This window comes from Streptomyces sp. MNU76, assembly GCF_020982545.1.
In the GTDB taxonomy this organism is placed as follows: domain Bacteria; phylum Actinomycetota; class Actinomycetes; order Streptomycetales; family Streptomycetaceae; genus Streptomyces.
In genome coordinates this window covers 187,293-201,975 of record NZ_JAJKLK010000008.1, presented here as the reverse complement: position 1 = coordinate 201,975, position 14,683 = coordinate 187,293, and the positions used below count along the sequence as shown (strand labels likewise).

General features: G+C 69.3%; 11 protein-coding genes. 4 read left to right on the top strand and 7 right to left on the bottom strand.

Going from position 1 to position 14,683, the window contains the following annotated elements:
• Positions 1–104 precede the first annotated feature (104 nt).
• Complete coding sequence (locus E4N62_RS21130; RefSeq protein WP_230216653.1) at positions 105–3,131, bottom strand: aminotransferase class III-fold pyridoxal phosphate-dependent enzyme; 3,027 nt, start codon at positions 3,129–3,131, stop codon at positions 105–107.
• 615 nt (positions 3,132–3,746) lie between these two features.
• Here E4N62_RS21130 and E4N62_RS48795 point away from each other — a divergent pair.
• From E4N62_RS48795 to E4N62_RS21110, 4 genes are all read left to right on the top strand, one after another.
• Positions 3,747–4,964 carry a helix-turn-helix domain-containing protein gene (locus tag E4N62_RS48795; protein WP_230216651.1) on the top strand — a complete coding sequence of 406 codons (1,218 nt, stop codon included), beginning with the start codon at positions 3,747–3,749 and terminating at the stop codon, positions 4,962–4,964.
• 410 nt (positions 4,965–5,374) lie between these two features.
• Positions 5,375–6,058, top strand: a complete 684-nt coding sequence (locus tag E4N62_RS21120) for a haloacid dehalogenase type II (RefSeq protein ID WP_230216649.1) — start codon at positions 5,375–5,377, stop codon at positions 6,056–6,058.
• A 74-nt stretch (positions 6,059–6,132) separates the two neighbouring features.
• Entirely contained in the window at positions 6,133–6,714 is a 582-nt protein-coding gene (locus E4N62_RS21115) for an FAD-dependent oxidoreductase (protein ID WP_230216647.1), read from the top strand.
• A gap of 253 nt (positions 6,715–6,967) precedes the next feature.
• Positions 6,968–7,504 carry an ATP-binding cassette domain-containing protein gene (locus tag E4N62_RS21110; protein ID WP_308185411.1) on the top strand — a complete coding sequence of 179 codons (537 nt, stop codon included), beginning with the start codon at positions 6,968–6,970 and terminating at the stop codon, positions 7,502–7,504.
• Between the two features lie 189 nt (positions 7,505–7,693).
• On the opposite strand, the gene aspA is transcribed toward E4N62_RS21110, so the two are convergent.
• The 6 genes from aspA to E4N62_RS21080 all read right to left on the bottom strand — a co-directional run bounded on the left by aspA (position 7,694) and on the right by E4N62_RS21080 (position 14,671).
• Positions 7,694–9,178: an aspartate ammonia-lyase gene (aspA, locus tag E4N62_RS21105; protein ID WP_230216645.1), complete on the bottom strand. Its 1,485-nt coding sequence runs from the start codon at positions 9,176–9,178 to the stop codon at positions 7,694–7,696.
• Positions 9,179–9,266: 88 nt separating this feature from the next.
• Entirely contained in the window at positions 9,267–10,550 is a 1,284-nt protein-coding gene (locus tag E4N62_RS21100) for an FAD-binding oxidoreductase (protein WP_230216643.1), read from the bottom strand.
• A gap of 48 nt (positions 10,551–10,598) precedes the next feature.
• Positions 10,599–11,264: a haloacid dehalogenase type II gene (locus E4N62_RS21095; RefSeq protein ID WP_059085101.1), complete on the bottom strand. Its 666-nt coding sequence runs from the start codon at positions 11,262–11,264 to the stop codon at positions 10,599–10,601.
• 46 nt (positions 11,265–11,310) lie between these two features.
• Positions 11,311–12,249, bottom strand: coding sequence for an aldo/keto reductase (locus E4N62_RS21090; protein ID WP_230216641.1), 939 nt, complete (start codon positions 12,247–12,249; stop codon positions 11,311–11,313).
• Complete coding sequence (locus tag E4N62_RS21085; RefSeq protein WP_230216639.1) at positions 12,246–13,721, bottom strand: aldehyde dehydrogenase; 1,476 nt, start codon at positions 13,719–13,721, stop codon at positions 12,246–12,248. Before E4N62_RS21085 ends, E4N62_RS21090 begins: the two co-directional genes overlap by 4 nt.
• Positions 13,718–14,671 (bottom strand): succinylglutamate desuccinylase/aspartoacylase family protein, encoded by a 954-nt coding sequence (locus tag E4N62_RS21080; protein WP_230216636.1) that lies wholly within the window; start codon positions 14,669–14,671, stop codon positions 13,718–13,720. The genes E4N62_RS21085 and E4N62_RS21080 overlap by 4 nt, the downstream gene beginning before the upstream one ends.
• Between the last annotated feature and the right edge of the window lie 12 nt (positions 14,672–14,683).

The window sequence follows — 14,683 nt, the reverse complement described above, 5'->3', positions numbered from 1 at the left end:
CGCCGAGCGGGCGCAGTAACGGAGCGTGCCCCTTGGCGACGAGACGCGGGCCCTTTGGCTCGTGGGCCACTCTCGTGCACTGCCTCAGTAGACGGTTGCCCGTCTCAGGACTGAACGGCCGAGCGCAGCTCGGGCAGGGACAGGACCTCGTCCAGCACGTCGACGTAGAGATCCACGTGCTCGCGACGGAAGGTCATGGGCGGTTTGATCTTCAGTACGTTGTCGTGCACGCCATTGGGGAAGACGATGACGCCTCGCTCCTTCATGAGCTCGGTGACCATGAAGACCTGCTCGGTGGCCGGCATCTTGGTGGTGCGGTTGCGGACCAGTTCGACGCCGAGGTAGAGCCCTTCCGCCCGTACGTCACCGATGAGCGGTTGGCGCTGTTGGAGTTCTCGCAGCGACTGGGCGAAGTACCCGCCCACGCTCACGGCGTTCTCCCTCAGCCCGTCCTGCTCGACGATGTCGAGCACGGCCTCGCCGATCGCGCAGGAGACCGGGTTGCCACCGAAGGTGTTGAAGTACTTCATGCCCGTGTCGAACGCGTCGGCGATCTCCCGGGTCGTGACCACCGCCGCGAGGGGATGCCCGTTCCCGAGCGGCTTGCCCATCGTGACGATGTCCGGGACCACCCCCTGGAGCTCGAAACCCCACCAGGGCCCGAGTCGTCCGACGCCGACCTGGACCTCGTCGGAGATGCACAGGGCGCCCGCCCGCCTGGCAGCGGTGAACACGCCGTCGAGGTAGCCGTCGGGGAACACGATGTTCCCACCCGATCCCATCAGGGACTCGGCGATGAAGGTGGCCGGGGGTCGGCCGTCGGCCGTGATCCGCTCGATGACAGCGGCGGCGTCGCGCGCATACTTGGCTCCGGCGTCCGCGTCGTCGTACCCGTAGGTGCTGCGGTAGCGGTCGGGGATGACGACCTCGTGGGTGGTCGCGGGTGCCCCGGCGCCGCCGGGGCCCTTGTAACGGTTCGGGCTGATCCCGGTCACCACGCCGGTGTTTCCGTGGTACGCGCCGTCGATGTTGACGATGTGCCGGCGCCCTGTCACCTGGCGGGCGATCCGCAGCGCCAGGTCGTTCGCCTCGCTGCCGGTGCACACGAGGAAGACGACCTCGAGCGGGTCGGGCAGGGTGGCTACCAGCTTCTGCACGTAACTGGCGATCTGCGGGTAGACGAAACGGCTGTTGGTGTTGAGCTTGCGCAGCTGTCGGGTGGCGGCGGCCGTCACCCGTGGCTCGGCATGGCCGACGTGGGTGACGTTGTTCAACGAGTCCAGATAAGCCAGGCCGTTCTCGTCGTGGAACCACACGTCCCGCCCACGCACGAGGTTCATCGGGGTGCGGTAGTAGTTGCGCTGGGAACGAGCGATGTGGCGACGGCGCACTGAGACGACGTCGTCAATGGTGGGGACCGCGGTGGGGGATTGGGTGAATCCGAGGAGCCGGGCGGGGTCGGGTGACAGGTGGCTCCACACCTGCCGTGCGGAAGGCGGCACGACACGAGGCGGCGGCCACGTGGCCATCCGCGCGGTGCGGTGGACCTGCACCTGGACGCAGGGCCCGAGCGGGTCCTTCTCGTCGCTCGCGCCGACGCGTCCCAACAGCGCCCCGGCCGGGACCGTCGCCGCGACGGGCGGCGTGTGGTCGAGTCCCCACCAGCACGTCCAGAACTCCAGCCCCTCGACCGCATGTCGCAGCACCAACGGCATCCCGGCGCCACCGCGGGCTTCGACGACTCCGGACAGCGGGCTGGCAACCTCCTCGGCGTCTGCCAGGATCAGCGAGCCGCCGACCTGGACCGTCGCGGGCTCGTCGGCTCCCGGACGGCGTCGGCCCCCCAGGAGCAGCGATGCGCTGAGGTGGGGCACATAGCCCCGTCGCTGTCGCCCGTCGAGGACATCGTCGATGCTCGCCCGCACCACCCTGGCGTCGTGCCAGTCGACTTCGTCGAAGAGATCACTTGCGGGTCGCAGGTCGAGCGGCTGGAGGGCCGGTGCGTACGGGGCACCGTCTCGGGCCGCCTCTGCCAGGACCTCTTCCAGACCCCGCTGCTCCCGCGTCGGGGGGAGCCCGCACGCGACCGGGAACGTCGCCTCGGCGACGTCGGGGCAGACCTCGGCGACCTGCCTGATCGCGGGCCAGGTGTGTTGCATGCGGGTCCGCCCGTACGGCGTGTCGCTCTCGGCGACCCGGCGCGTCCACGTCACGGCGTTCATGCACAGCCGGGCGGCCGCCAACGGATAGACAGCCGCCAGTTCCTCAGCCGTGAGGGGGAGCACCGAGTGGAAGCCGGCCACGACTTCGGCCGCCGCAGCGAGCGGGTCGGCCTTGCGGACCATGGCGTAGCCCGCCGCGATCGCCACCTCCGCCGCGCGCACGCTGTAGAGCGAGTCGCCCAGGTCGACGATGCCCGAGATCCGCAGCGCCCCGTGCGCGTCGGCGTCGGCCAGGACGTTGGCGTCATTGAGATCCTGGTGTACGACGCTCCGCGGCAGTCGGTCCCATGCCGGCAGGAGATCGTCGTACCAGCCCATGATCGTGCACACCGACTCCCGCCGGTCCGCATCCTGTACGGCGTGCAGCGACGCCTCGACGATCTCAGCGGCCCGGCGCATGTCCCAGTCGTGCGGTTCCAGGCCCACCGGTGGCTCCATGCTGGAGAGTCCGAGGCTCAGCCGCCCGGCGGCTTCTCCCAGTTGACGTAGAAGCGCCGCGGGGTGGTCGTCGAGTTCCGCCAGGACCCGGCCCTCGAGCCAGCTCATCACGCGAACCACGTGCGTTCGGCCCTCGTGGACGACGGCGGCAAGGAACTTCCCCTCGCGTGTCGGGACCAGCCGTGGCACCGGAAGGTCGGGAACGGTGGCGGCCAGATGCTGGAAGAGCGAGTTCTGCCAGAGGACGTCGGCCGAGTCCGGCTCCGCGCGGGTGACCCGTACGAAGTAGCGCATGCCGTCGTCGCCGGCGATCCGGACGTTCTGGTCGATCTCCCCTCCCAGTGGATGCTGGACATATCCCTCGAGTCCGAAGGACTGCCGCAGCACGTGATCGATGAGCGAGCCCGGCAGTTGGCCGTTGTGACCGGGGACGGTCGTTCCGTCCTGGCCGGTGGTGGACGCTGAGGTCATCGGTCGTTCTCTCTCTCGTCGTCAGGTCGCGATCGATCGCGGTTCCCGGGAGGGGTGACAGGCAGGGCTGCCGCGGCTGTGTCTCGATCGCTGTACGGGCTGCGCAGACTTCGGCCAAGTCGGCGACCGACAGGCCCAGAGCGAACTCCCCCGTTCGGTCCTTCCCCTCGATGCCCCACTCCGACGGCCGCAGGGGCCCGGGCCAGGACGCGCTTCAGCACCTGGTCGGGCGATCAGGTCCGAGGTGGGCCGTCCGTCAAAGGCGGAGGGCCGCGGCGGGTTCCAACGGTCTCCTCATGGTCATCGGCCCTCGCCTTGAGCTCGGCGTAGTCTCTGGGGGAAGTCCTGGGTGATCGCGATCCCGCTGCGCCTGGCGAACCGCCGACACTGACCCGGGGGACGCGGCGCCCATGTCACGAGCTTTCTTCAGGTGATGCGTCAGATGAAACACCGCGGAGAATCCGGCCACAAGGGACGCGAGGCCGCGAGATCGACCCCGTATTTTGTGCCTGTGCACAATTACTGCCAGGGAGCCCCACCGGCATTGCAGCGCCATCACCCGGAAACGGCCCCGGATCCGTGCGGTGACGGCTGTCGCCGGGAGAGGCGGTCCTCGTGAGCGGGCCGGGACGCCGTCAGGGCCGGGCCCGCCACGACGCCGTGCAGGCGATCGCGCGCCGGCTCCTCGATGAGCGGCTCGACGAACTGACCTCTCGCGCTCTCGAACAGCTGGAAGCCGAGGAGCCTGCCTACGCGTCGGTGGACTGGGACCCGGTCCGGAAAAGGGAGGGGATGCGACGAACCCTCGAACTCGCCCTGACCCGGCTCGCCGGCGATCCCGTGCCCCGGACCGTCTCGCGCGCCACCGAGGACGTGGGACGCGAGCGAGCGGAGCAGGCTTTTCCCCTGACCGCTCTGATGCACTCCTTCCAGCTGGACCTCAGGACCCTGTGGGAGGCCGTGCTCGCAGAGGGGCGAGCACGTGGCATCAGCGCCGATCCCGACTTCCTCGACGGGCTGATCCGCGTCTGGGAGGCGACGGACGCCAACAGCGTCGAGGTCGTCGACGCCTACCGCCGCACCGAGCGCGACCTGGCGAGCCGTCGTACGGAGGTGCGCAACCGAGCCTTCAGCCGCCTGGTCCTGGAAGGGGAGCAGGATCCCTCCACCGTCGCCGAGGCCTCCACGTTGCTGGGCTTCTCCGAGAACGTCGCCCTGACCGTGGTCGTGGTCGAATCCGTTCCTACCGGGGACCCGGCTGTGTCCCAGGTCGACGATGCGCTGCGTCGGGGCGGACTGGTACGTCACTTCGGATGGATGGGCGACGAGCTCCTCGGCATCATCGGTCACGGACGGTGCGATGAAGAGGCCATGCTTGCCATGCTCCGGCCGTTCGCCCCGTGGCGCTGCGGCGTCGCGGAAGTCCCAGGGCTGGCGCTGACGGCGCGGGGCATCCGGTTCGCACGTGCCGCGATCCGCAGCTCCGCGCAGCCCGGAGTACGGCACGTGGAGGGCCACTGGATCGGGGCGATCATGTCGACGCAGGAGGAGCTCACCGGTGCGATGGCCGCCGACGTGCTGCGCCCACTGCTCAGGCTGCGCGACCGCGACAGCATCGTAGAGACCCTGCGCTGGTACCTCGACCTGGGCTCTGTCGCCGAGGTGGCCGCACGCACCTACCGTCACCGGAACACGGTGGGCAATCGCCTGCAGGCCGCGGAAGAGGCGACCGGGCTGAAGCTGTCCCGACCGAACGAGGCCGCCCGGCTGGTCCTCGCCCTGGCCTGGCTGGAGACGGACGCCGGCGCCCGCTTCCGGGCGACGATGTCCTGATCCACCGATCGTTGGACGGGCCGGGGCGACAACCGGGCCGGGGCCGCGACCGAGGGAGCTTGAGCCGAAGCGTGACGGTCAGAGGCGATATGCGTTTCATGAGGACTGCAGCCTTGGCCGCCGAGCAGAACTACATCGGAACCCTGACAGGGAGATTGTGCACAGGCACAAAATACGCGGTCGATCTCGCGGCCTCACGTCCCTTGTTGCCGGATTCTCCACAGTGCTTCACTGACGCATCGCCTCGAGCCGGAGAGAGGCTCATCGCATCAGCATTCGCCGTGACAGGTCGCCGCCCCAACGCCTCGGCAGCTCCTGAACTTCCCATGCGGCCGACCTGGCCGCACTCGACCAGATCGCAACTCCCGTTAAAAAGAATGCCCTTTACGCCCGAAAAGAGGTTGAATATCATGCGTCAGATCGTCACCTTCGATGCCTACGGCACTCTGGTCGACTTCCAGCTCGGCCCCACCACCCTGAAGGTCCTGGCCGACCGGTTGGACCTGGACCGTCTGAACGTCGACGAGTTCCTCGACGACTTCCGCATCATGCGGTTCCACGCCGTCCTGGAGGCATACCGCCCCTTTCGCGAGCTGCTGCCCGCCAGCCTGGAAACAGCGATGCGGCTGCACGGCCTGGAGTACCGGCAGTCCGACGGCGAGGCCCTGGTCGCGGCCGTGCCCACCTTCGGCCCCCACCCCGAGGTCCCGGCCGCCCTGCGGGCGCTGAAGTCCCGGTACGAGATCGCCATCATCTCCAACACGGACGACGACCTCATCGCCCAGAACCTGGCCAACATGGGCGTCGAGTTCGACCATGTCATCACCGCCCAGCAGGCCAAGGCGTACAAGCCGTCCCGGCAGACCTTCGAGTACGCCTTCCAGACGATGGACATCGACCCCGCCCACGTCATCCACGTCGCCCAGGGCTGGGAGTACGACCTCATCCCGACCCGCGACCTCGGCCTCGCTCGCCGCGTGTGGATCAACCGCTACGGCCACAACGGTTCCATGGGCGCCCGCGGCAGCGCCGACTACCAGCCCTTCGACGAGCTGCCCGACCTGTCCGGCCTGCCGGCCCTGCTCGGCTGCTGAGCCGGGCCCCAGACAAGACACCCCAGCATGCGCCCAGGGCATCACCATCAGTCCCGCCGAGGCGCGAAAGCGCTGTGGAGGAGCTGACGGTCAAGGAGCAGATCGACTGCGGCTTCCACCGCGTAGGACGTCTGGGCGTCGCGTTCAAGCCGCAGCACTTCGAGAGCATGCGGGCCAAGCAGAGCGACCTGACCGACTACTTCGGCCACGACACCACGCTGCTGAGCAAGAGCGATCTACGTGCCGAGCTGGGCTCCGACTACTACCACGGAGCCCTGCTCGACGCGCTCAGCGCGCATCTTCACGTCGGCACATACGTCCATGGCCTGGCCGAGGCCGCCGAACTCGCCGGGGCTCAGATCCACGAACGCAACGCCGCCACCGCGCTGCACCGCCTCCCCGAGGGCGGTTTCCTCGTCGAGACCCTGCACGGCACCATCCGCGCCACGCAGGTCATGGCGGCCACCCTCAGGCCAACCCCATGCGCGGCTTCGGCTTCCCCAGGGTTCCGGTGCCGTTCTACAACGGCACCGCCTGGTTCCCGCCCTTCGCCGGGGCGTACTACAAGGCCAAGGACCGGCTGCGCTGGCCCTCAAACAAGAGACAGCCCGATCGTGCGGTACCGCATGCCCGCGGCGCTCGAGCCGGGCGAGTAATCGGGCGAACGGCGAAGTCGGTGTCCCCTGACGGCGTGCGCCAGGAGCCCTGACCTGCTGCGCACCCGTGAGCGGCTGATGTCCGCGTTGGAGAGGTTGACCGGGCTCGCAGCGAGGCCGTACCTCGGTCGAGGGGATCCGCCGAGTCCGGCGCCTGATCGCCCAGGTCAAGGCCTACCTCGGCGACCTGAGTTCCGAGGAACGGGCAGAGATTCAGGAGGCCGTCGCCGTGGTCCGGCGCAGCCGCAGCGTGATGCTCGACGTGCCCCGTATCGGAAGCCCCTGCCCGACGTCCGCCCCGGAAGTACGCATGATGCGCCAAGGCCGCCAGGACAGCACTGACCGCCGACAGCAGCGGATGGTCGGCGCCCTCGAAGCAGCGGCCCAGAATGGCTCACCCGTCAGCGTCTCCGGCGTCGCCCGACAGGCCGGGGTGGACCGCATGGAGAGGCTCGGTATCACTGACCTCGCCACCCGCCAACTCGGAGAACTCTCCGGCGGACAGCGGCAACCCGCCCTGATCGCCCAAGGAATCGCCCAGGAGTCGGACCTGCTCCTCCTGGACGAACCGACCACGGGCCTGGACCCCGAAGCAAGGGACCGGATCGCTGCGCTGCTGACGGAGTTGGTCGCCGACGACAGTACCGTCGTTCAGGCCACCCACGACCTGGAAGCCGCACGCTCGGCGGACGCCTGCCTCCTGCTCCACGACGGTCGGCCGGCGGGGCAGGGACACCCCGAGCAACTCCTCACCGCCTCAACGCTCGCCCATATCTGGCAACCGGTGTGAGACGGCGACCCTCTTCCCCTCTCGTGGCGATGGTGCGCAGCGAGCCGGCGCAGCGGAATGGAGTCCTCTCTGACGCGCCGGTAGGCAGCGGGGCGGGACGCCGCTGCCAGCAGTCCAGCCCGCTCGTGGAGACGACTGCCGATAACGCACGTGAGCTGCTCAACAACAACCAACTGAGCGCGTTCCTGGTCATGAAGCACCTGATGCCGCTTGATGCTCCGGTGACACGGCGTTGACGTTCTGGAGTCTCATGTTCGTTCCCTGTCGGGCCAGCACCTGACCGCGGCCCGCCACGGCCTCCGGCCGCAGCAGGTCGGCGAGTGTCTCGGCGGGCAACAGGCCCTTTTCCAAGACGAGTTCGGCCACGCCCCGGCCGGTGGCGAGGGCCTCCTTGGCGATGTCGGTGGCCGCCGAGTAGCCGATGTGCGGGTTGAGGGCGGTGACCAGGCCGATGGAGTTCTCCACGGTCTGGCGCAGTGCCTCGGTATTGGCGGTGATGCCGTTCACGCAACGCTCGGCCAGCGTCAAGCAGGCGGCCCGCAGGTGGGTGATGGACTCCGAGAGGGAGTGCAGGATGATCGGCTCGAAGGCGTTGAGCTGGAGCTGTCCGGCCTCGGCGGCCATGGTGATGGTGACGTCGTTGCCGATGACCTCGAAGGCGACCTGGTTGACGACCTCGGGGATCACCGGGTTGACCTTGCCCGGCATGATCGACGAACCCGCCTGCACCGGCGGCAGGTTGATCTCACCCAGGCCCGCGCGCGGCCCGGACGACAGCAGCCGCAGGTCGTTGCAGCTCTTGGACAGCTTCACCGCGATCCGCTTGAGCACACCCGACATCTGCACGAACGCACCGCAGTCCTGGGTGGCCTCGACCAGGTTGGCCGCGGTGACCAGCGGCAGCCCGGTGATCTCGGCGAGGTGGCGGCGCACCGACTCCGCGTACCCCGCAGGGGCATTGAGGCCCGTGCCGATGGCCGTCGCACCCAGGTTGATCTCATGGATCAACTCGACCGCCTCGGCAAGACGGGACCGGTCCTCCTCGATCATGACGGCATACGCCGAGAACTCCTGCCCGAGCGTCATCGGCACCGCGTCCTGCAACTGGGTCCGGCCCATCTTCAGCACGTCACGGAACTCGACCGCCTTGCGCGCGAACGCGTCCTGGAGCACCGACATCGCCTTGAGCAGCCCGCGCACCGCGAACACCGTCGCGATCTTCACGGCGGTCGGATAGACGTCATTGGTCGACTGACCGAGGTTGACGTCCTCGTTGGGATGCAGGTACCGGTACTGGCCCTTTTCGAACCCCAGCAACTCCAAAGCCCGGTTGGCGACGACCTCGTTGGCGTTCATGTTCGTCGAGGTGCCGGCGCCGCCCTGGATCACGTCGACGACGAACTGGTCGTGCAGCGAGCTGTCACGGATCTCCCGGCACGCGGCGACGATCGCGGCGGCCTTCTCCGCCGCCAGCAGCCCGAGTTCCTCGTTGGCGAGAGCGGCGGCCTCCTTCACGGCGGCCAGGGCGTCGATCAGATGCGGATAGGCGGAGATGGGAGTGCCGGTGATCGGGAAGTTCTCCGTGGCGCGCAGGGTGTGCACACCCCAGTAGGCGTCGACGGGGACATCCCGGTCGCCGAGCAGGTCGTGCTCGATGCGGGTGACGGCGTTCATGAGGCTGAGGGCTTCTCTCGGGGGGCATGGGGGGCCTTCCGCGCGGCTGCGCGGAAGGCCCCGTGGTGTCGCCGGTGTCGGTACCTGCTCAGAGCAGGCGGTCCTTCGCCTTGTAGTAGGCGCCGCCGAACGGCAGGAACCAGGGAGTGCCGTTGTAGAAGGGGACGGGCACCTTCGGGAAGCCGAAGCCGCGCATCGGGTTGGCCTCCGGATTGCCGTCCATCATCTCGGCGACCGCGCGGCCCATGTACGTGGCCATCTGGACGCCGTGGCCGCAGTAACCCATGGAGTAGTACAGGCCGTTGACCTCGCCCGCGTGCGGGATGCGGTCCCAGGAGAAACCGACCATGCCGCCCCACACGTAGTCGATGCGCACCCCCGCCAGCTGCGGGAAGATCTCCGTCATCTCCCGCTTGAGGATGTCACCGCTCTTGACGTCGGACGCCGGGTTGGACGGGGCGAAGCGGGCCCGGCCGCCGAAGGCGAGGCGGTTGTCCGGCGTGAGACGGATGTAGTTGCCGACGTTCTTGTGGGCGACCAGCAGGCGGCCGTTGGGGATGAGCTCCTTGGCGCGCGCCTCCCCCAGCGGCTCGGTGACGATGATGAAGCTGCCGACGTTGATCAGCCGCTTGCGGAACCACGGCATCGACTGGTCAGTGTAGGCGTCCGTCGCCGCCATGACCTGCTTGGCACGGATGGTGCCGCGCATGGTCTCCACCACGAAGCCGCCGCCAGGGAGGCGGGTGAGGCCGGTGGCGGCGTTGCGCTCGTGGATCTCGGCACCGGCACGCTCGGCGGCGTCCGCCAGGCCGACGACGAACTTGCCCACGTGCAGGGCTGCGCCGAGCGGGTCGAGCAGGGCGCCGTGGTAGTGGTCCGAGCCCAGCTCGGCGCGCAGCTCGCTCTTGCTCAGGACGACCGTCTCGTGGCCGAAGTTCTCTGCCAGGTCGCGCTGCTTGGCGTGCATGCCCTCGAGGTGCTTGGGCTTGCAGGCCAAGCCGAGGCGCCCGGCACGGTGGAAGTCGCAGTCGATCTTCTCCTTGACCGCGATCTCCTCGACGAGGTCCACTGCGACGCGGAACGCGTCGTAGAGCTCGCGAGCACGTTCCTGCCCGTAGCGCTGGCGGGCCTGGGCCGGGCTGATGGTGATGCCGGGGTTGCAGTGGCTGCCGTTGCGCCCGGAGGCTCCCGAACCGACCTGGTCCTTCTCGACCAGGACGACCCGGGCACCCTTGCGGGCGGCGTGGTAAGCGGTGGACAGGCCGGTGAGGCCGCCGCCGATCACCACCACATCCGCCTCGTCGGGCAGGTCCTTCCCGGAACGGTCGGGCAGGGCGGGGGCTGTGTCCATCCAGTAGGGGATCTGCTTCATGGCGTGCGTCCTCTGTGTTCTCGGTCTGTTTCGCCGTTGCGCCGTCGGTCAGCAGCCGAGCAGCTTCGGCAGACCCGACAGGTCGGGCAGCTCGTCGTACGGCTGGTAGTCGGCGCTGCCCTTGCGGCCGTAGCGGTTGATCCACACCCGGCGCTTCAGGCCCAGGTCGCGGGTCGGGATGTGGTCGTACTCCCAGCCCTGGGCGACGTGGATGACCTGCGACGACTCGACACCCATGGTCCGGAAGGCGTGCTTGAAGGTCTGGCGGTCCGGCTTGTAGGCGCCGGCCTGCTGGGCGGTGATGACGTAGTCGAACTCGACGCCGATGTTCTCGACGTTCCGCGCGATCAGGTTGTCGTCGGAGTTGGAGATGATGGCGATCTCGTACTTGGTCTTCAGCTGCCGCAGGGCCTCCGGGACCTCCGGCCAGGGGCCGAAGGTGGGGACGGCGTCCACGAGGGCCTCGCCGTCGGTCTCGCGGTACTCCAGGCCGTGCAGGCGCATGGCGTTGCGCAGGCTGGAGTGCAGGACCTCGTGGTAGGGGCGGTAGGCCTCCAGGACGGCCTGGAAGCGCATGACGCGGAAGTCGTCGAGGAACTCGTCGACATCCAGGTTGTCCAGGTCGAGCCGATCCTCCAGAACCTTCAGGGTGGTGGGACCGAGCTCGAAGTTGATCAGGGTGGCGTAGGCGTCGAAGGTGACGATCTCTCGCATGGTGTCCAGCCTTGCTCTCGCGGTTCTCTCAACAGGGGTGGGGACTTCAGACGACGCGTTCGCCAGGGGCGACGATCGCGTCGAGTACGGCCAGGTCGGCCGGGCTCGGTATCCAGTCGGCCGCCGCCGCGTTGGCGGTGACCTGGTCGGGGGTCATGGCGCCGCAGATGACGGAGCCGACGGCGGGGAGGGCCGCCAGTGCGCCGACCGCGACCTGGAGGAGGGTCAGGCCGCGATCGGCGCCGTACTCGGTGAGCGCCTCGACCTTGCCGAGGGCCGCGTCGGTGAGCCAGCCCTGCCGCCAGGACAGCCGGCTGCCCGGCGGGGGCTCCTCACCGCGCCGGTACTTGCCGCTGAGAAGGCCGTTGGCCAGCGGGTAGTACGGCAGCAGACCTACGCCGTGGCGCAGGCAGGCCGGGATCAGGTCCCGCTCCACGCCGCGGTCGAGCAGGTGGTAGCGGTTCTGAGTGGACACGAAGACGTCCGTGACGTACTCGGCGGGGAGGTTGGAGCAGCCGATGTACCGGATCTTGCCCTCGTGGACCAGCTCCTGGAGCGCGGCTTGCGTCTCCTCCAGCGGCGTGACGCCGTCCGGCTCGTGGTACTGGTACAGGTCGATCCGGTCGGTGCCGAGCCGGCGCAGTGACGCCTCCACCGCGTACCTGATGTAGGCGCGGGATCCACGCGGACCGTACAGGTCGGCGTCCCGGCTCATCTCCATGCCGAACTTGGTGGCCAGCACCACGTGGTCACGGCTGCCCTTGAGCGCGGCACCGAGGAGCCGTTCGCCGTCGCCGCGGAAGCCGCCCCGTTCGCCGGCCCCGCCGTACATGTCGGCGGTGTCGAACAGCGTGATCCCCGCGTCGAGCGCGGCGTGGACGACGGCCTTGGTGCCCTCCTCGTCGAGGCGGGCGCCGAAGTTGTTGCCGCCGACGCCGACCGCGGAGACGATCGGGCCGCGCTCGCCGAGCGTCCGGTATCTCATGACCGGTTCCCGAACCCGATGCAGACGTTCTTGGTCTGCAGGTAGCTGGCCAGGCCTTCCAGACCCTTCTCCCGGCCCCAGCCGCTGTGCTTGTAGCCGCCGAAGGGCAGCTCCACGCCGGTGCCGACGCCGGTGGCGTTGACATAGACCTGGCCTGCGCGGATGCCCTCGGCCAGCCGCATCGCCTTGTCGATGTCGCGGGTCCACACGTACGAGGCCAGGCCGTACGGGCTGTCGTTGGCGATCTCCAGTGCCTCGTCCGCGTCGTCGAACTCGATGACCGTGACGACGGGGCCGAAGATCTCCTCGCGGGCACAACGGGCCTGGTTGTCCAGTCCGGTGAGCACGGTCGGCTGGACGTAGTAGCCGTCGGCCAGTTCGGGGTCGGCGGGGGCACCTCCGCCGACTCGCGCCACGGCGCCCTCCTCCCGCGCCAGCTCCAGGTAGCCAAGGACCCGGTCCCGCTGCCGTGCGGCGACGAGCGGGCCGACGTCCGGGTCGGTGAGCCCCGGGCCGAGGCGCAGGGACGCGACGTGCGCGACGAGCTTGTCCAGGAACTCCTCGGCACCGCGCTGGAGGAGCAGCCGGGTGCCGGCCGAGCAGGTCTGCCCGGCGTTGCCGAACGCGGAGGCGGCTACCGCTCCGAGCGCCAGGTCGAAGTCGGCGTCGGCGAAGACGACGACCGGCGACTTGCCGCCCAGTTCGGTGACGGAGGGCACCACGTTGGCGGCGGCGGCCTGGGCGACCTTGATGCCGGTGGGCACGGACCCGGTGAAGGTGACCTGGTCGATGTCCGGGTGCCCGGCGAGGGCCGCGCCGGTCTCGCCGTCCCCGGGGACCACGTTGAGCACGCCCGGCGGAAGGCCGCACTCCAGGGCGATCCTGCCGATCTCCAGCGGGGTGAGCGGCGCCTCGGGGGACGGCTTGAGCACCACCGTGCAGCCGGCGGCCAGTGCCGGGGCAGAGCCCCTCGCCGTGTTCTGCAGCGGGTAGTTGAACGGGATGATGTGGCCGGAGACGCCGATCGGCTCGCGGACGGTGTAGTCGAGCAGGCCGGGGCCGAGGGGGACCGTCGAGCCGCCGAGCTTGTCGGCGACGCCCGCGTAGAACTCGAAGTAGCGGGCGGCCGCTTCGACGTCGGCCTTCGCCTGGCGCAGCGGCTTGCCGACGTCCTGGCTCTCCAGGCGGGCGAGCCGTTCGCTCTGGTAGCGGATGGCCTCCGCGATGCGGAACAGGATCCGGCCCCGGTCGGCGGCACGCATCCCGGACCACTCGGGAGCGGTGAAGGCCGCACGGGCGGCGGCCACCGCCTGATCCACGTCCGCCTTGCCGGCCAGCGCCACCTGGGCGATGGCCGTGTCGTTCGACGGGTCGAGGACCGTGAAGAAGCGTCCGTCGGCGGCCGGGAGGTGCTTGCCGTCGATCAGCAGCTCGGTCAGTTGCAGTCCGGTCGGTTGCAGTTGGTCGCTCATGGCTGGATCTCTCCCAGCACCTCGCCGAAGATGACGACCTCGTCGCCCGGGCGGACCGTGCGGATCCGGCGGACCCAGAGCACGATGCCCTCCTGCGGGGCAATGACCTCTTCCAGCGTGTTGCCGTAGTGGTCGGTGATGGTGGCGATCAGGTCGCCTTCCTTGCAGGTCTCCCCCGGCTCGGCGCGGGCGACGAAGAAGCCGCCGGCGGCGGAGCGGGCGAAGGTGCCGGAGACCGTCGTGTAGGTGTCCCGCAGCTCCGCCTCGCCGTCGATCATGCCGAGGCTGCGCAGGATGTTGCGGATCGAGTGCATGTGGTGCTCGACGTTGGTCTCGCGGTAGGTGGCGCCGCCGCACTCGATGGTGATGGCGGGCTTGCCTGCTTCGAGGACGGGGTGGCGGACCGTGCCGCCCCACTTGCCGCCCTTCCAGACCAGCTCGTGCCCGGCGGCGAGGGCCAGGTCCGTCGCCAGGTCCTCGTAGCCGCCCTGGAGGATGACCAACGGGGCGATCTCGCCGTAGGCGCCACCGGTGTGCAGGTCGACCACGGCGTCGACGGCGGGGACGACCTGCTCGACGAAGGTGGCGGCCAGACGCTGGGAGTAGGAGCCCTCCGCGTCGCCCGGGAAGATGCGGTTGAGGTTGAGGTGGTCGATGCCGCTGGCACGGGCCGCCGCCTCGAAGGCCGGGGTGTTGAGGCAGGGGATGCCGACGACGGTGCCGCGCAGGGTGGCCGGGTCGATCTCGGCGAGCACGCGGCGGATGGCCTCCTGGCCGTCGTACTCGTCGCCGTGCACGCCCGCGTCCACACACAGGACCGGGCCGTCCTGGACGCCGTTGACGACGATCAGCGGGATGCCGAGCTCCACGCCGTAGCTGCTGGTGCCGACCGGGATCAGGCCCTGGGCGCGCTCGCCGGGGGCGACGGTCAGCGGACCGATGGAGTACATGTGGATCCTTTC